This is a genomic window from Pedobacter sp. UYP30, from assembly GCF_040547165.1.
Classification (GTDB): Bacteria; Bacteroidota; Bacteroidia; order Sphingobacteriales; family Sphingobacteriaceae; genus Pedobacter.
In genome coordinates, this window is record NZ_JBEPPD010000006.1 from 47,832 (window position 1) to 65,650 (window position 17,819).

Sequence of the window (17,819 nt, forward strand, 5' to 3'; positions counted from 1 at the left end):
CCGAGAGATGGGCAAAAGCGAAGCCGAGGGTAACGCCCACCGAGTTAGGATTTCAGATTTACGAGTTACGATTTTAAAGTTACGATTGCAGGGCGGAAAACACACCTTCAACCTCAGTCTCACCCTCAACCTTATCATTCTCAACCTTATTTCCCGCTTCGTCTTTCGGCCATGTTAATGGTTTCTTCTATCGCTTTGCGCACACCTACGGCCGCACCAACCAATTTTGGGTTACCATCAAAGTTGGCATAAATTACCACGCGTTTACTCTTTTCCTTATAGTTAAACACAATTACATAGCGCGGAATTTGTTTCGATGTTGGGCTTTTCTCGCCAAGCGTATCTGGAAAGTTCCACAAACCCAGCTCTCTCGCCTTGCTATGCAAATAAATGATGTTATCGTGGTTTAACAAAACTTTTTTCCTAACCATCGAATCACGGCTATTGATGTACTGATACTCGCCGGTAACAGAATTATAATGATTTTCCAAAGAATCATTTACGCCCCAGCTGTATTGTACCGAAACAAAATCGTTTAACCGAAAAGGGGCATTCCTAAAAATAGGAATGTAATATGCCACACAATAGATGATAAATGGCACGATAACCGTTAAGGCCAAAAAAATCTTTTTTGCTTTATTGCTCATAATTTATTTTTGCTACTTCTATTCTGTTTGGATCAAACTCTCCCTCCCACTTGGCAATTACTACCGATGCCAAACAATTGCCTATTACATTTACCGATGTTCTTGCCATATCCATGAGTTCATCTATTCCTAGAATAATAAAAATAGGCCAAGTGGGCAAACCAAACGACGCTGCTGTTCCCAGTAAAATAACCAAAGATGCCCTCGGAACGCCCGCAACGCCTTTGCTTGTAAGCATTAACGTAAACACAATGACCAACTCATGCCCAAATGTTAACGGTATGTTGGCCGCTTGCGCCACAAAAACTGCGGCAAGCGACAAATATAAGGTTGTTCCATCTAAATTGAAACTATAACCAGTTGGCATAACAAAAGCCACAATTTTGCGCGGCACGCCAATGCCAACCATGGCCTTCATAGCGCGTGGCAATGCTGCTTCAGAACTTGTGGTGGCAAATGCAATAGATACTGGTTCTGCAATGGCTTTTATAAATGTTTTTATGGGCAATTTAATAATAAGCGCTATGGGCAACAACACTAACAACATAAACGCTACCAGCGCTGCATAAAGTGTAATGAGCAAATGAAATAAGTTTACCAAAACGCCCAAGCCCATGTGGCCAACCGTATAGGCCATAGCTGCGCCCACCCCTATCGGGGCAAACAGCATAACCACGTTGGTAAACTTAAACATGGTTTCTGAAAGACTCTCTGTGAATTTTATCATGGGCTCTCGCTGAGCCATTGGCACCATGATTAAGGCTATGCCAAAAAGTACGCTAAAAATTACAATCTGTAACACATCTCCCTCTGCCATAGATTTTACTATGCTATCTGGAAAAACGTGTAAAACAACTTCTTTGGCTGTTTGCGGAACTACCTTAGGTATTTCATGCGTTATGGCATCTGCCTGCCTAATGCCTACACCAGCTTTACTTATATTTATAGCTGCAAGGCCAATAAAAAGGGCAAAAGTAGTAACTACTTCAAAATACAGTAGCGACTTCCAACCCATTCTTCCCACCTGCTTTATGTCTGAGTGGCCAGCTATGCCATATACCAAGGTGGCAAAAATAAGTGGTGCGATAATTACTTTTATAAGTTTAAGGAAGATCTGACTAAGGATCTGGAGACTTTGCCCGAAAAAAGGAAAATCATGCCCGATGGATATGCCCACAAAAAGGGAAACCATAATCCAAAAAGTAAGCGTTTTTTTTATAAAGCCGTAAAAGAAGATGAAACCAAGTACCAACCAGCGCAAAACGAAAAAGACCACATGGGTTTGCTCGCTCAACACAATGTTCCATCCAAGTCCATCGGTTAAAAATATAAACGCGCTATAGCTTAAAAAGGCTACAACACCAGTAATAAAAAGCCAAAAAGATGTTTTTTTAGGTAAAAAATAAAACAACAGACCTGCTGCCGTTAACGCATATAGCGGCAAATAGTCTCTGTAAGTAATTAAGTCGGTGCTTTTCTCTCCAGCTGATATAACCTCTATGTATCCTAAAACTTGTACAACAATAGCCAATAAAAAAACGCAAATTGTTGCTATTAAAACAGATTTATTTCTCTTCATAGTTTTGGCTTACCAACAAAAGTAATTATTTGCAAGTACTAAGCAAACAATTATTAATTTTGCCCAGAAGGGTGTAACTTTAAGAACCGGTTCTTATCTAAAACTAAATCGCATTTTTTTAATGGAGCAAAAAGACAAGTTATTTAAAGAAATATTCGCGGCAAATTCCAAGAAGATATTCCACTTGTGCTATGGCTATACAGGCGATGCCGATTCGGCAAATGACTTGCTACAAGAAACTTTTTTAAAAGTATGGCAGAATTTAGATAAGTTTCGAAACAAATCGCTCATCTCTACCTGGATCTATAGAATTGCAGTAAACACCTGCTTAACCTACCTTAGGTCAGAAAAAAGACAAGCAAAAGACGAGCTGACAGAGAACATCATCGAGACGCAAACAGAAGAATTCTCGGAGAAAAACGAACAGGTGGCGCTCCTTTACACCTGCATTTCTAAATTAGAGGAAAATGATCGTTTACTTATTACCATGGTGTTAGATGAATTGCCCTACCCAGAAATAGCAGAAGTAGTTGGAATTAGCGAGGGCAATTTAAGGGTAAAAATACACCGCATTAAACAGAAATTAACCGACTTATATAAGCAATATGCAAGCGTTTGATGAACTACAAGAATTGTGGCAAAAACACGATGTGGAAATTAAGTTTTCTGCAGAAGAAATGTTGCTACAAGCAAAAAAAGAAGTAAATGCCATCCGCAGCAAATCTTTGCTAAATATCTTGGGAATGGCATTTTCATTCTTCGCCTTCGCTTTTGCGTGGGTGTATTATAGCTATGAAAGATGGACCACCCATGTAGGGTTTGCCTTTATTTTAATAGCCATTTTCGTATCTACCATAATGCTGATAAGAGATTACCGACTCCTTGCAAAAAAGGATTTCACCATTAATCCTACCCTATTTTTAGGAAAACTGCAACGCTACCAAAAGAGTAGATTTAAGCTCTACAACCAAATGTATTGGCTTTATACCGTGGTATTTACATTAGGTTTTGTACTTGCTTTTCTAGAGACTTTGGAGCAGTTAACAGACTTCGAAAAAATTATTACTTTAGGTTTTAGCTTTCTTTGGATTGTTTTTTGCGCTACGGTTTTAAGAAAAATTGTATTAAGAGCAGAAAAGGAACGGATTGCCTTGTTGATTGAAAAATTTGAGCGAATTGGCAATCAGTTGAAAGGAAGTTAATTGCCTTTTGGCTCTTCTTTTAAAAAAGTATGAAGCCACTAGTATTCTTTATTTCCTTATTTATTTGGAGCCATATAGCATTTGCTCAGTTTCCTTCTTCGCCCATTATAATAAATTTTGAGCGTGATTTTAAAGGTAAACCCGACAAAAATTCCCCTTTTGTAGCTTTAACCGTGCTTACGTGGGAATATTCCTATCAAACTGAAATCCGTCGAGATCATTTGACAATCACCTTTCAACACGAATATAAAATAGAAAAAGGCTTATCTTGGGTTAAATTAGAAAGGCTTAAAGATCCAGCACTAAAAGCGAGGGTTTTGCACCACGAACAGGGGCATGTAAACATTAGTTTTATCATGGTTAAAGAAGCTGATCGAGTACTGTCTAGCCGTACCTATTCTAAAAAGGATTATAGATCAGAGATTGGGATGCTCGCATCTAGCATAAGTGAGTTTTTCGACACCATGCAGAAAAATTATGATGACGAGACCGAGCATGGAAGCAATTATAAAATGCAGCAGCGCTGGGATAAAATCATCCAAGAAAAAATGGAAGAGGTAACGGGAGAAAAAGTTTGAGATTGAGGTTGAGGGCTAGCTAAAACTCTTGAAAATTTAGACGGAAATAAAATTCTTTAAGTTCCCCCTTGGAAAGCAACTCGTTTTTATTTGTTGCATGATGAAACTGCTATCGCCTATTTTAATTCATCCATTTTTATCGAACCATTTGCGATTTCGGATTTTCTTAGAGAATATTCTGAAGATTTAAATCAATGGATAATTTGCTTATCAAGATTGTTTTTTGAGCTACCATTTTGCTGAATTCAAGGACTATCACAACACATATTTTCAATCTGAATAAATTGCAGATTAGATTTTAGGGAATTTTCAAAATCTAGATATAAAAGTAACACAAATTGGAAAACTAGGTTTAAAGATACTTTTACGATAACGAAGTTTTGTTAAAAGACTGGCGATTATATTTTCTTATTTTTAGCAGAAATTGTTAAACTCACCTTCTTTTTCGTCAAAAAGAAAGTAACTTTATCGAGCCTATTTTTTGTCTCAACTGCTATAGTTATATGAATTCTTTAAAAGCGCTTACTAAGACCAGATGGAAGATTGAACCAAATAAGGTTACAATTTACCCATTTGGAATGATTTTGGTTATCGGAGTAGCGTTGGCAGCAGTTTTTTCATTAATTCTTTTGTCCTTTATTTTTTTAATGCCGAGCCTTGCTGGCAATTTATCCATCTATTTGTTTATCATCCTAATGTTTCTACCTTGTCTTATTTTCGGCACCACAAATATTCAGTTCGATAATGAAACCGGGGTTATGCGTAAGAAACTTTCTGGTATTTTACCGATTTCTATCATAAGGTTTAATAAATTGTTTGGGATTAACGTAGTTAATAATTTAAGTGGAGGATACATATACCGCATTTATCGCAACGATAACAGATATGGAAAAGGCATTGCGGTTTCTTGCAACTATGGAAAAAAAGAAGACTTGAATGCCATATTGTTTGTCCGCGAAGTAATCCCGTTGATACACGCCTTCTTAGATAAGCACGCACCGTTAGAAAAATCAACCGAACGCATTAAAAATTTTAAATATTTTGTACAACAACAAGGAAATTATATTGTTAAAAATAACAAAGTTCTACCGTTTATCTTCTCCCCAATTCTTTTTTTTATCGGCGCACACGAAATTAGCCCCTTTGCGTGGGTCGGCTTTGAAAGCGACTTCACAAAATTATTAGTATCATTTGCGCTCATGGTCATAGGAATAGCTGTTTTTTTGGCAACTTTTACAAAGATATCTATAGATTCGACTTCTGGTATTGTAGGTAGAAAAGGGATATTCAACAGAGTAAACAAGGTTTACAATTTAAAGGACTTTGAGGGCGTTAGAACGGTTAGAAAAAGCGTAAATTTTGTTTATTCGGGGACGGATATATACATAAGTTTCAGGAATGAAAACCAGAATAAACAAGAAAGTCTTTTAATGAGAACGCTTAATAAAAGCAAAAACATAACCAGGTTTATTGCAGAGCTAAATCAGATAGTTGCGGAAAACAATACAGCTTCGTGATATTGACTATAAGATTTTCAGCCTTTTATATTAGCGAGAGAAATCTTAGATTGTCTCTTTAAAGCGAATTTTTCACTGTACGTTGTATGGCGCATTTGCCATAATCTCATATCAACAAGAAAACAACTAACTGAACGACCTTAAAACATTTTTGGAAAGAAAATAACTCCAAAAACTATTACGGCAAAAATAGCTGCCACCAACACAGCGGCGGCGGCCATATCTTTAATGCGGGCTATATTTTTATTTTGTTCTTGCGATACCACATCTGCCAGTTTTTCAATCGAAGAATTAACAAGCTCGGCAACAAAAACCATTGCAATTGCACCCAAAACCGCTAGCCACTCTACGCTAGATATCTTTAACACCCTAGAAAGAACCAAAACCAATAAAGCTGCCACCGCGTGGATACGCGCATTATGCTCGAAAACAAATAGCAACTTGAGCCCGTTCCAAGCATACTTAAAACTTCTTATCCTTGCTTTAAAAGAAAACTTTTCCTCTTTCAATGTTAATCGATATTATTATTTCCTACTTGTTATTTGTCGTCGGGAGCACCATTGTTTAACACCGTAAGCTTTGTTACGCTCCTTCTTCCGCTTGGCGCGATGACAATGGTGGTTAAATATCGTTTTTCGCCCTGCGGCACTGTAATCTCAAACGGCTTGGTGTATAAAAAAGAAATTTCTGATGGCCTAGATTGATCAATGGTGTAATATATTCTTCCACCACTAATTGGCACTTTAAAATCAATGTTAAACTGCTCTCCTTTTAACGTATCTGCGTCTTGCCCAATCGGTGTTGGCACCCAAAAATCTATTTTTTCTCTGTCTAGCTTAGCCAATTGTTTTGGCAAGCGCTCATTTGTAAAGTTATCTAAGTTTTTTCTATTTAGGGGAGTCCAAGCAATTTCGGCCAAAGCCAACAAGCGGGGAAAAGCATGGTATTCTATTTTACCAGTAGTTCTAATATATTCTGTCCAAAGATTTGCCTGCACCCCAATTACATGTTTCTTTTGCGCTGGTGTAAGCACTTCTGGAACCGGATCGTAAGCATAAATTTTGCTGTAAGGAGAAAACCCACCAATGGTAACTGGCTCATCTGGCGAATTAGATTGGCTATGGTCGATGTATAAACCCATAGAACCAGGAGTCATAATCACATCATGATTTTGCTGTGCCGCTGCAATACCACCATCTTCACCTCTCCAGCTCATAACCGTTGCATTTGGAGCTAAACCTCCCTCTAAAATTTCGTCCCATCCTATAATTTTTCGTCCTTTGCCATTTAGATATTCTTCAATTCTTTGAATGAAGTAACTTTGCAATCCGTGCTCATCTTTCAGACCTTTTTCTTTGATCAGGTTTTGGCAAAATGCAGATTCTTTCCAATAAGTTTTAGGCGCTTCATCTCCACCAATGTGGATGTATTTTGACGGAAAAATAGTCATTACCTCATCCAACACATTTTCTAAAAATTTAAAGGTATTGTCTGATGGAACAAAAACATCATCAAAAACGCCAAACGTTTGTTGCACCAGCTTGCCTTTTCTAGTGCCAGCCCAAGGTGTTTTAGTGTCTATAAAGGTATCCCTATCGGGGAAACAACTCAACTCTGGATAGGCCGCTATCGCCGCGCTGGCATGTCCTGGCATTTCTATTTCTGGAATAACAGTTATAAACCTATCGGCTGCATATTTAACAATTTCTCTAGCCTCGTTTTGAGTGTAAAAACCGCCAGTAGGAATCAAATCGTTTCCTTTGCCTGGATAGTGCCCAATAATCGTTCCGGCTCTAAACCCGCCAACAGTTGTAAGTTTTGGATATTTGTTGATCTGTAAACGCCATCCTTGATCGTCTGTTAAATGCCAATGGAAAGTATTTATCTTATATTCTGCCAATAAGTCGATGTACTTTTTAATAAAGGATATAGGTACAAAATTCCGGCATACATCTAACATCGTACCTCGATATGAAAACCTAGGAAAATCATTTATCGTAACTGCGGGCAACATAATTTTGCCGTTTACCTTCTCTGGCATCATTTGCATAAACGACTGCACCGCATAAAATAAACCCGCTCCCTTTCCTGTTAACGTAATTTTATTAGGCGTTATTTTAATGGTGTAACCTTCCTTCGGTAGCTTATCTGCCCCAAAACTGGTTAACACTATCATTTTAGGATTTCCGGTTTGCTTTTTCAATTGCCTTAACGCAAAGCCACCTCTCTGTACAATAAATGCATTAAGCAGGTCTTCGATTCTCGCCGATTCGGGATTATCTTCATGAAAAATGGCCGTAGTTTTATCTAAGACAAAATTACCAGCATTTTTTTGTACAGACACAGGTGCCGGTACAATGCCATAGTTCGGGTCAGATTGCGCAAAACCTGCGGTTGCAGCTAGCATACAAATAAAAAGAATTGGTAGGTTTCTCATAAAGTAGTTTGCTTTTGTAAACTCCACCAATATAGGAGTTTTATAGCGAACTAGGCTAACGCAGCTACCTAATCGTTAAAATAAAAATGGCCACGTTTAGATGCGTGGCCAAGAGTTGATGTGTAAAAATTTAGAAGAACTTTAAACCTCTACAGGATGCTCTTTGGCAGCAAGGTAACGCTCTGCATCTAATGCCGCCATACATCCAGATCCCGCAGCCGTTACCGCTTGGCGGTAATACATATCTTGCACATCGCCGCAGGCAAAAACGCCCTCTATATTAGTTAAGGTATAACCAGGCTTGGTTTGTAAATAGCCGGTAGCGTCCATATCTAATTGATCTCTAAAAATATCGGTGTTTGGCTTGTGCCCAATGGCAACAAAAAACCCTTCTACAGCAATTTCCTGCTCTTCTTGGGTAAGGTTATTAACCACTTTTACGCCTGTTACGTTCTTTCCGTTACCAATAATTTCTTGGGTTTCCGTGTTATACAGCACCTCTATATTTGCTGTGGCATTAACTCTAGCAATCATGGTTTTTGATGCCCTAAACTCATCCTTTCGCACAAGCATGTACACTTTCTTACATAGTTTAGCCAAATAGGTAGCTTCTTCTGCAGCTGTATCTCCGGCGCCTACAATGGCTACATCTTGGCCTTTAAAAAAGAAACCATCGCACACGGCACAGGCAGAAACACCAAAGCCATTGTATTTTTGCTCGCTCGGCAAACCCAACCATTTTGCTGTTGCCCCGGTTGCGATAATTACCGTATCGGCGGTAATGGTCTTTATCTCATCTACCACGACTTTGTGCGGAAGCGAAGAAAAATCTACGGAGCTTACGTAACCAAATCTAATGTCAGTACCAAAACGCTCTGCTTGTTTACGAAAATCTTCCATCATTTCTGGCCCCATTATCCCTCGCGGATAGCCAGGGAAATTTTCAACATCGGTGGTGTTGGTTAATTGGCCTCCGGCTTGTAAACCGGTGTACATTACTGGCTTTAAATCTGCTCGTGCAGCATAAATTGCGGCCGTGTACCCTGCAGGGCCAGAACCTATAATTAAACATTGTATGTGTTCGTTTTCTTCTTGCATTTGTTTTAAAGCTTTGTTAACGATTTTACAAAAATAGGTTTTTTAGCAAATCTCGCCAAGTGTCCATTGTCAACATAATCTACTTATTAACACGACCGAGGTAGAATGCGCACGAAGATAAGAGGAATTAATAAAAAAATTTTGTTAGGTAAAAGATAGTGTCTACAAAATAAATTATCCCCTTGTTTGTGAGCACGTTTTCATCGTGTAAATCTTAGAAAATAATTCCTAGCTTGTGGTTAATGTAGTCGTTATTTCTATTGTTCTCAAAATTATTAAACAACAAAAACCTTTTTACCGCACTTAGGTTAGTTGGCTCGTTTGCCTTAATAAACTTCTGCTTCACTACTGCAAAAAGATGGTGATTTACAAGTGTTAATCCTAAAAAAGTATAGGCAGTAGAATGGAAAAAATAGTTATGTATTAAAAGACTATTAAAATAATCTAACCAACATTCGTAAAAAATAGCGTCGTTTAATTTGAAGACATGAAAGTCATCATACCGATAAACTCTCTGTTCGGCCCCTGCGCTAATGAAGTCTTGCTCTGATATCTCCCCTTGATAAAAAAGATTTTCTTTTTCAGCGAAAGCAATTAAACTGACTTCCTCTTTACTTTTGAAATGCTCTTTCTTTTCAGCTCTGCCGCTTGCTGTCTCATTTCTTCTAAGGAAGTTTTGTGTTTTTTTGAGTTGGCCTGCATTGCCATTTGATCCATCTCCGACAATGATATTTCGTAATTCATCCTTAATATTTTTCAAAAAATTTATGTTTAAAGATAGTAAATTTATTTCTCTCAAGAAAATGCGACCAAACCTAGACGATAATTAAGATAGCGTTTGATACACTAAAATCTTATTTCTAAAAACCCTCTAAGGAGTTGTTTCGTTCCTACTCTCACAAAATTCCGTAAGCTATTGATTATTAAACTAGATGTTTTGTTTTCCACACCCTCTTCCTTGCGCTGTGCTATCCGGACGGGAAACCTACTTTTTTTTTGATGAAAAAGTACCCTTTCTTGTCATTTCACTTCCAAGATTTTTTCCAACTTTTAAAACTCAAAATGACCACCCACCGCTTTAAGCTCTCAGCTTTAGTCTTCCAACTTTGTTCCTTTAAGTTTGAATAACCCCCACGTTAAACTTCTTGGTTATTGGCGCTTGGTTGGCGGCTTCTATTCCCATAGAAATTATCTTTCTGGTTTCTAATGGATCTATAATTCCATCTACCCATAGCCGGGCCGCAGCATAATAGGCTGAAGTTTGTGTATCATACCTTTCGGTAATTTCTTTTAACAAGGCGTTTTCTTTTTCTGAAGAAATTTCTTCGCCTGTTTTTTTTAATGAACCTTTCTGTATCTGCAATAAAGTCTTAGCCGCTTGAGAACCGCCCATTACAGCCATTTTTGCACTTGGCCAAGCAAAAATAAACCTCGGATCATAAGCTTTTCCGCACATGGCATAATTGCCCGCGCCGTAAGAATTTCCCAGAACAAATGTAAATTTTGGAACCACGCTGTTTGCTACCGAGTTTACCATTTTTGCTCCGTCTTTAATTATCCCACCCTGTTCTGATCTACTTCCAACCATAAAACCTGTAACATCTTGTAGAAACACCAATGGAATTTTCTTTTGATTGCAGTTCATGATAAATCTTGTGGCTTTATCGGCACTGTCTGAGTAGATTACTCCTCCAAATTGCATCTCGCCTTTTTTTGATTTCACTACCGTTCGCTGATTTGCAACAATACCAACAGCCCAGCCTTCTACCCTAGCCAAGCCACAAATAATACTCTGACCGTAACCTTTTTTATATTCCTCAAAATCAGATTGGTCAACCAAGCGCTCAATAATCTCCATCATATTGTATGGCTTTTCTCTGCCTTTTGGAAACAAGCCATAGATTTCTTCTTCGTTCTTTTTTGGTGGAGCAGCCGTTATCCTATCAAATCCGGCATTCTGCGGCGCGCCCAACATGCTCATAATATTCTTAATACTGTCTAGGCAGGCTTGGTCATTCGGTTGTTTATAATCGGTTACGCCACTAATTTCGCAGTGCGTAGTGGCGCCGCCTAGGGTTTCATTGTCCACGTCTTCGCCAATGGCCGATTTTACAAGGTAAGAGCCAGCCAAAAAAACGGAACCAGTTCCTTCTACAATCATCGCCTCATCACTCATTATTGGAAGGTATGCTCCACCCGCAACGCAAGAGCCCATAATGGCAGAAATCTGTACAATTCCCTCTGCCGACATGATGGCGTTATTTCTAAAAATCCGACCAAAATGTTCCTTATCTGGAAAAATATCTTCTTGCATCGGCAAATAAACACCAGCACTATCTACCAAATAAATGATCGGCAAACGGTTTTCCATTGCTATTTCTTGCGCCCGAAGATTTTTTTTTGCGGTCATTGGAAACCAAGCGCCTGCCTTTACCGTGGCGTCGTTGGCTACAATCATACACTGTCTGCCGCTTACATAACCAATACCGCAAACCACTCCGGCAGACGGACATCCGCCTTCTGCCTCGTACATTCCATCTGCAGCGAGAGCGCCTATTTCTAAAAAATAACTGTCGTCATCAATTAAATACTCAACTCTCTCTCGAGCCAACAGTTTCCCTTTTGCTTTTTGCTTGGCAGCATTTTTCTCGCCTCCACCTTTGTAAACTTCGGCTAATTTTGTTTGCAGTAGATAAACCAACTGTTTATTAACATCTTCGTTTTTGTTGAATGAGATATCCATAGAAAGCAAGTTAAATTTAATTTTCAAAAAACTGGCTTATTTCCCGGCGCTTCAACAAAAATTCAATTAAGCGGGCAAGAAATGATATAAAAAGACAACGTCTCCAGTAAAAGCTGGCTTCTTTTGGTCTTGTATTTCCATTTCAGCAGACATGGTTACTTTAGTAATTCCACGTAAGTTTAAAATAGAGGCCAAACTAACTTTTAACCTAACCTTACTATTTACCACCACAGCTTGTGCGAAACGCAAATTTTCTATTCCGTAGTTGATCTCCATCTTCAAGTTTTTTACCTCTACAATTTGTTTCCAGAGATATGGGATCATAGAGAGTGTAAGATAACCATGTGCAATGGTGGCATTGAATGGCCCTTCTGCCTTGGCTTTCTCTTCATCAACATGTATCCATTGATGATCTAAGGTTGCATCGGCAAATTTTTGGATTTGTTGCTGATCAATGTTATGCCAGTCAGAAACACCCAACTCCTTTCCAAGCTGCTTTTCAAAATCGTTGTGTGAAGTAATTGTTTGCATATATTTGTTTTTTCTTTATTCAAAAAGCAAAATTTGGGTAACAACAAAGCTAATTTTAACTTAAATTTCTATCCTTAAACCAAACTTCATCTGGCAGAGCAGAAAAACGATCCATTTTTTGGATTAATATACCCGGATCAGATTCGTTAAAAACCAAATCTCTGTTTGCCGATTTTAAAAACTTATGTTGCACCATAATTTCCATTTGTGCAAAAAGTGGGTCATAAAAGCCGTTTACATTTAATACGCCAATGGGTTTGTTGTGCAACCCGAGTTGCAACCAGGTAAGTACCTCAAAAAATTCTTCTAGCGTACCAAAACCTCCTGGCAAAATCATAAAACCATCGCTCAGATCTGCCATTTTTTGCTTACGCTGATGCATGTTCTCGGTAACAATCATTTCGGTTAAACCGGTATGCCCAACTTCCTTGTCCATCAAAAATTGAGGAATAACACCCGTTACCGTTCCGTTAAGCGCCAATACATCACTAGCTAAAACACCCATAATACCAACGCTACCGCCACCATAAATCAAGTTAATCTGCTCTTTAACAAGTATCTCTGCCAATTTTTTAATGGCAATTCTCACGGTTGAGTCGCCGTTAAAATTAGAGCCGCAGTACACGCAGAGCGATTTTAATTTGTTCATTTGATTGATGGTGAGATGTTTAGTCGTTTATTCGTTAAGGTATTTGGGCGTTAAATAGTTGGGCGTTTAAGCGTTTAGCATTGGGCGTTAAATCTTGAAGGTGTAAATCATCAATCTAAAGTCGTAACTCAATTTTATCTGGTATAGTTTGGTGCTTCTTTGGTAATGGTAATGTCGTGTGGGTGGCTTTCGCGAATACCCGAGGCGGTAATTTGAACAAACTGTGCATTCTGCAAAGTTGCTATGTCTGGAGAACCGGTATAACCCATGCTTGCTCTTAAGCCACCTACGTATTGATACATCACCTCGGCCAAAGTACCCTTAAATGGCACACGACCAACAATGCCTTCTGGAACAAGTTTTTTAATATCGTCCTCTACATCTTGGAAGTAGCGGTCTTTAGAACCTTGCTCCATTGCTTCTATAGACCCCATACCGCGGTAAGATTTAAACTTTCTGCCTTCGTAAATAATGGTTTCGCCAGGCGATTCTTCAACCCCAGCAAATAAAGATCCGGCCATTACCGCATTTGCTCCTGCTGCCAAAGCCTTTGCAATGTCTCCGGTATGTTTTATACCGCCATCTGCAATAACTGGAATTCCAGTACCTTCTAGGGCTTTTGCACATTCATAAACAGCATAGAGTTGAGGAACCCCAACACCGGCAATAATCCGGGTGGTACAAATAGAACCGGGACCTATACCCACTTTTACAGCATCTGCACCAGCATCTGCCAAATATTTTGCTCCAGCGCCTGTGGCAACATTGCCCACAATAACCTGCAAATCTGGGTATTTTGCCTTAACCTCTTTTAATTTTTCTACCACAAATATAGAATGGCCGTGCGCTGTATCTATTGTTATCACATCTACCCCGGCATGTACTAATGCGTCTACGCGAGCTAGTGTATCACGCGTTACGCCAACGGCGGCACCGACCCGTAATCTTCCATGTTCGTCTTTACAGGCAGCAGGATAGTTTTTAACTTTTTGAATGTCTTTAAACGTAATCAAACCACTTAAAAAACCTTCCTTATTTACTACAGGTAGTTTTTCGATCTTGTAGTTTTGAAGAATTTCTTCTGCTTGAACAAGCGTGGTGCCTTCTGGAGCGGTTATTAAATTTTCTTTGGTCATCACATCGGCAATAGGTCTTGCCATGTCTTTTTGAAAGCGAAGATCTCTATTGGTGATGATTCCAACCAATTTATTGTCTTTATCCACCACCGGAATTCCTCCAATTCTGTGTTCTCGCATAATGGTAAATGCGTCTGCTACCTTTGCATCTACAAACAAGGTAACTGGATCTTGAATCATTCCGCTTTCTGATCGTTTAACTTTACGAACTTCTTCTGCCTGGCGCTCAATGCTCATGTTTTTGTGCAACATGCCCAAACCTCCGTTTTGCGCAATTGCGATGGCAAGCGCAGATTCTGTAACCGTGTCCATGGCTGCAGAAATTAACGGTACGTTAAGTCTAATTGTTTTTGTTAACTGAGAAGCGGTACTTACGTTACGTGGCAACACAGCAGAATATGCAGGCAACAATAAAACGTCGTCGTAAGTTAAACCAGTGGCTATAAATTTGTGGGAATCGGGTTGCATGGCAAATAAATTAGTGGTTATTATTTGCAGGGCAAAGGTACGTAAGATTTTGGATTTTTAAAACAAATTATTTAAAATAGGTACAATAAAGTGTTTTTCTTTTATGCTGACGAATAAACCGAGCATTTGTGCGAGTTAATGAATGCGAAAAGCAAATATACACTAACGAATAACCGAGCATTTAGCGAACTCATGAATGGAAATGAAACAATAAACACTAATGAATAAATCAAGGCTGGCACCCCTTTGGGTAAAAATTCGCCAAGCTGTTTAATATCGATGATTCGAGGCCTTTTCCCAACCATCCCCAACCCCTCCTAAAAGAAGGAGGGGAGCTTGATTTACGATGACTTTGTCTGATTTCCGACCTCCGACTTCTGATTTCCCTCTGCGTTTTTTCCTCCAAACTGCTACTAGGCCGGATCTAGCGCGATGGCTAAGCAACGCAGCTATAACGAGAAAAATTTTGATTTGGATGATAAATAACTGATTTCTGACAGCTGAATTCTGATTTTCCTCTGAGCGTTTTTCCCTTCAAATTACCACTAGGCCAAGCCCATTTGGTTGCTATAGCGAGCGCCGAACACAGTGTAACTTAGCGATTTGCCCAAAACCCGATGCCTAGCGCCTAATACCTTTATTTTCATTTCCACACACCCAACATCAGAAAAAACCAAATTTCTATCTTTTCCCAACTACCACCTCGGTAAACTGATCTAGCATTAAATACTTTTGCGCAAGTTGTTGCACCTCATCGGCAGTAATTGTTTTTACAGTAGAAATATATTTATCATAATAACTGTAATCTAAACCAGAAAAATGGATGTTTTTAAATTTATCAGCATGCGAGAAAATATTTTCTAAACTACCGAGCGTAGATCCCAACATAAAATTCTTGACCAACTCTAATTCACCCTCGCCCACGCGTTCATCGCGAAGCAAATTAATTTCTTTGTAAACCTCCTTTAAAGCATCTGCACAAACATCTACACCAACTTCTGTGGCAATAGAAATATAGCCCGCATGTTGCAAAGAAGATAAACTAGAACCAATGCCGTAAGTATATCCTTTATCTTCCCTAATGTTATTCATCAAGCGAGAGCCAAAATAGCCACCCAAAATACAATTTACTACTTGTAGCCCTGCAAAATCTGCATGTGTTCTGTTAACGGCCAGCAAACCAATCCGCACCGCCGACTGTAAACTATCTGGTTTTTCTATAAAGATATCCTTCTTTTCAGCATCGCCAAAAACAAAACTATTTTTTCTTGCATCGTTCTTTTCCCAAGCGCGGCCAAATTGCTCATTCAGCAGGCCGAAGGCTTCATCATCAAATTTACCAGCAACAATTACCGTACAATTGTTTGGTGTATATGCTACTTTGTGGTAGGCAACCAAATCAGGTTGATTCAAATCTTTATAATGCTCCAGTCTAATGTCTACCCCGTAAGCTGTCTCGCCAAACGTAGCGTGTGCAAATTCCTTTCTTGCCAAGAAACTGTTTTTCTCTAGGCTAACCAGCAATCTTTGTTTCTGGTTTCTTACATAAGTATCTAGTTCGCTTTGCGGAAATTGGGCGTTCACCAAAACATCTTGCACAATTGGCAGCACCAAGGGCAAATATTTACTCAACGTGTAAAGCGTAACAGTAGCATGATCTTGCGTGTAGGCAGTCTGCAAAAATGCCCCATAAAAGTCTATACGTTCTGCAATTTGCTTGGCAGAAAACTGGTGTGTTCCGCCCGTTAATAAAGCATTTGCAGCAATGGCCTGCAATGGCTTAGAGACATCCCAATTTACATTATCAAAAATAAATTCTATCCTAACAAGATCTTGTTCTCCAGAAAAGACCGAATAAACGGGCAATCCATTATCTAAAGTTCTTAAGGCTGGGTGAATAAAATTTATATCAGAAACCTGTTTAAACTCAGGCGCTATAGTTCTATTAAGCATTCTTTATGAGGATTAGGCTGTTTGAGCAGCTTGTTTTTCTTCTTTAAAATAATTGAGCGTTGACGATTTTTTTCTGTCGAAAATATTGTTCGCAACCCGTTTAATATCAGCAGCTGTAATTTTCTGTATCTCTTCTCCTTCTTGGTTTAACAAATCTGCATCGCCCAGTAATTCATAATAGGCCAAATTTGTTGCTTTATCCAATAAACTCATTTCAGAAAAAACCAACAAAGATTCAGCGCGATTTTTGACCTTATTAAGTTCAATATCTGGCACTTCTTCGTCTTTCATCTTTTCTAATTCTGTCCAAATTGCTTTTTCTGCGGTCTCCATAGCTATTCCATCGGTAAGTTTTCCTTCCACAATAAACAAACCCGGATCAATGTTACCGGTATGATAAGCATTGATTTCGCTAAACAATTCTTGTTCCTTTAATAAACTTAAATAAAGCCTTGAAGATTTTCCGCTAGATAAAATATCTGACAAAAGATCGTAGGCATGATAATCTTTGTCCATTCTGCCCGGAACTTTAAAAGCTATATAAATAGCATTTAAAGGAACATCGGCAGTAACAGTTAACTGTCTGGGCTCTTCTTGCGATTCTTCTTGCACCAAATTTCGGTTATATTTTTCGCCAGCGGGAATCTGTCCAAACCATTTCTCTGCCAATTTCTTTACTTCATCGGTTTTTACGTTTCCACCTACTACCAATATCGCGTTCTGTGGATTGTAATGCTTATGAAAAAATGCTTTCACATCATCCATTTTAGCATCGGCTATGTGGGCAAGTTCTTTGCCAATGGTTGCCCAACTGTAGGCATGTGTTTTGTAAGCAAGCGGCCTTAGCTTTAGCCATACATCGCCATAAGGCTGATTAAGGTAGTTTTGCTTAAACTCCTCGCTTACCACGCTAATCTGTGTTTCGAGACTTTTCTCAGAAAATGCCAAACTGAGCATCCTATCGCTTTCTAGCCAAAACCCAGTTTCTATGTTTATGGCCGGAAGCGTGAGGTAATAATTGGTTACATCGTTGGTGGTGTATGCGTTATTCTCTCCGCCAACTCGCTGCAAAGGCTCATCGTAACTAGGGATGTTAACAGACCCGCCGAACATTAAGTGCTCAAATAAATGTGCAAAACCAGTTTTGTTCAGGTCCTCGTCTCTCGCACCAACATCATAAATAACATTTAAAACGGCCATTGGCGTTGTAGCATCTTCGTGCACAAGCACCCTTAAGCCATTGTTTAATGTAAAACGATTAAAGTCTACCATAGTTGGCAA

Annotated in this window: 15 protein-coding genes and 1 pseudogene; 4 read left to right on the top strand and 12 right to left on the bottom strand. The window is 39.0% G+C overall.

Annotation, left to right across the window (positions count from 1 at the left end):
* Positions 1 to 146: 146 nt before the first annotated feature.
* Together ABIB40_RS08775 and ABIB40_RS08780 are read right to left on the bottom strand one after the other, a co-directional pair.
* Positions 147 to 647 (bottom strand): hypothetical protein, encoded by a 501-nt coding sequence (locus ABIB40_RS08775; protein WP_354358098.1) that lies wholly within the window; start codon positions 645 to 647, stop codon positions 147 to 149.
* A complete protein-coding gene (locus ABIB40_RS08780) occupies positions 637 to 2,226 on the bottom strand; it encodes a dicarboxylate/amino acid:cation symporter (RefSeq protein ID WP_354358100.1) in 1,590 nt (529 codons plus the stop codon). The genes ABIB40_RS08775 and ABIB40_RS08780 overlap by 11 nt, the downstream gene beginning before the upstream one ends.
* A gap of 121 nt (positions 2,227 to 2,347) precedes the next feature.
* Here ABIB40_RS08780 and ABIB40_RS08785 point away from each other — a divergent pair, with 121 nt between their 5' ends.
* The 4 genes from ABIB40_RS08785 to ABIB40_RS08800 all read left to right on the top strand — a co-directional run bounded on the left by ABIB40_RS08785 (position 2,348) and on the right by ABIB40_RS08800 (position 5,523).
* Positions 2,348 to 2,845: an RNA polymerase sigma factor gene (locus ABIB40_RS08785; RefSeq protein WP_354358102.1), complete on the top strand. Its 498-nt coding sequence runs from the start codon at positions 2,348 to 2,350 to the stop codon at positions 2,843 to 2,845.
* Entirely contained in the window at positions 2,832 to 3,428 is a 597-nt protein-coding gene (locus ABIB40_RS08790) for a hypothetical protein (protein ID WP_354358104.1), read from the top strand. Before ABIB40_RS08785 ends, ABIB40_RS08790 begins: the two co-directional genes overlap by 14 nt.
* A gap of 29 nt (positions 3,429 to 3,457) precedes the next feature.
* A complete protein-coding gene (locus ABIB40_RS08795; protein WP_354358106.1) occupies positions 3,458 to 4,006 on the top strand; it encodes a DUF922 domain-containing protein in 549 nt (182 codons plus the stop codon).
* A 503-nt stretch (positions 4,007 to 4,509) separates the two neighbouring features.
* On the top strand, positions 4,510 to 5,523 hold the full coding sequence (locus tag ABIB40_RS08800) for a hypothetical protein (RefSeq protein WP_354358108.1): 1,014 nt from the start codon (positions 4,510 to 4,512) through the stop codon (positions 5,521 to 5,523).
* A gap of 140 nt (positions 5,524 to 5,663) precedes the next feature.
* Here the strand turns inward: ABIB40_RS08800 and ABIB40_RS08805 are convergent, their stop codons facing one another.
* The 10 genes and pseudogenes from ABIB40_RS08805 to ABIB40_RS08850 form a co-directional block, all read right to left on the bottom strand.
* Complete coding sequence (locus ABIB40_RS08805; protein ID WP_354358110.1) at positions 5,664 to 6,032, bottom strand: diacylglycerol kinase; 369 nt, start codon at positions 6,030 to 6,032, stop codon at positions 5,664 to 5,666.
* 29 nt (positions 6,033 to 6,061) lie between these two features.
* Entirely contained in the window at positions 6,062 to 7,960 is a 1,899-nt protein-coding gene (locus tag ABIB40_RS08810) for a beta-N-acetylhexosaminidase (protein WP_354358112.1), read from the bottom strand.
* 141 nt (positions 7,961 to 8,101) lie between these two features.
* On the bottom strand, positions 8,102 to 9,058 hold the full coding sequence (trxB, locus tag ABIB40_RS08815; RefSeq protein ID WP_354358114.1) for a thioredoxin-disulfide reductase: 957 nt from the start codon (positions 9,056 to 9,058) through the stop codon (positions 8,102 to 8,104).
* Positions 9,059 to 9,185: 127 nt separating this feature from the next.
* A pseudogene (locus tag ABIB40_RS08820) lies at positions 9,186 to 9,857 on the bottom strand (putative polyvalent protein kinase domain-containing protein).
* Positions 9,858 to 10,172: 315 nt separating this feature from the next.
* Positions 10,173 to 11,801: an acyl-CoA carboxylase subunit beta gene (locus ABIB40_RS08825; protein ID WP_354358116.1), complete on the bottom strand. Its 1,629-nt coding sequence runs from the start codon at positions 11,799 to 11,801 to the stop codon at positions 10,173 to 10,175.
* Positions 11,802 to 11,867: 66 nt separating this feature from the next.
* Complete coding sequence (locus ABIB40_RS08830; RefSeq protein ID WP_354358118.1) at positions 11,868 to 12,332, bottom strand: MaoC family dehydratase; 465 nt, start codon at positions 12,330 to 12,332, stop codon at positions 11,868 to 11,870.
* Between the two features lie 55 nt (positions 12,333 to 12,387).
* Entirely contained in the window at positions 12,388 to 12,981 is a 594-nt protein-coding gene (locus tag ABIB40_RS08835) for an LOG family protein (protein ID WP_354358120.1), read from the bottom strand.
* Positions 12,982 to 13,115: 134 nt separating this feature from the next.
* Positions 13,116 to 14,585 carry an IMP dehydrogenase gene (gene guaB, locus ABIB40_RS08840; RefSeq protein WP_354358122.1) on the bottom strand — a complete coding sequence of 490 codons (1,470 nt, stop codon included), beginning with the start codon at positions 14,583 to 14,585 and terminating at the stop codon, positions 13,116 to 13,118.
* Between the two features lie 681 nt (positions 14,586 to 15,266).
* A complete protein-coding gene (locus ABIB40_RS08845; protein WP_354358125.1) occupies positions 15,267 to 16,538 on the bottom strand; it encodes a M16 family metallopeptidase in 1,272 nt (423 codons plus the stop codon).
* Positions 16,539 to 16,550: 12 nt separating this feature from the next.
* Complete coding sequence (locus tag ABIB40_RS08850; RefSeq protein ID WP_354358127.1) at positions 16,551 to 17,810, bottom strand: M16 family metallopeptidase; 1,260 nt, start codon at positions 17,808 to 17,810, stop codon at positions 16,551 to 16,553.
* Positions 17,811 to 17,819: the final 9 nt, after the last annotated feature.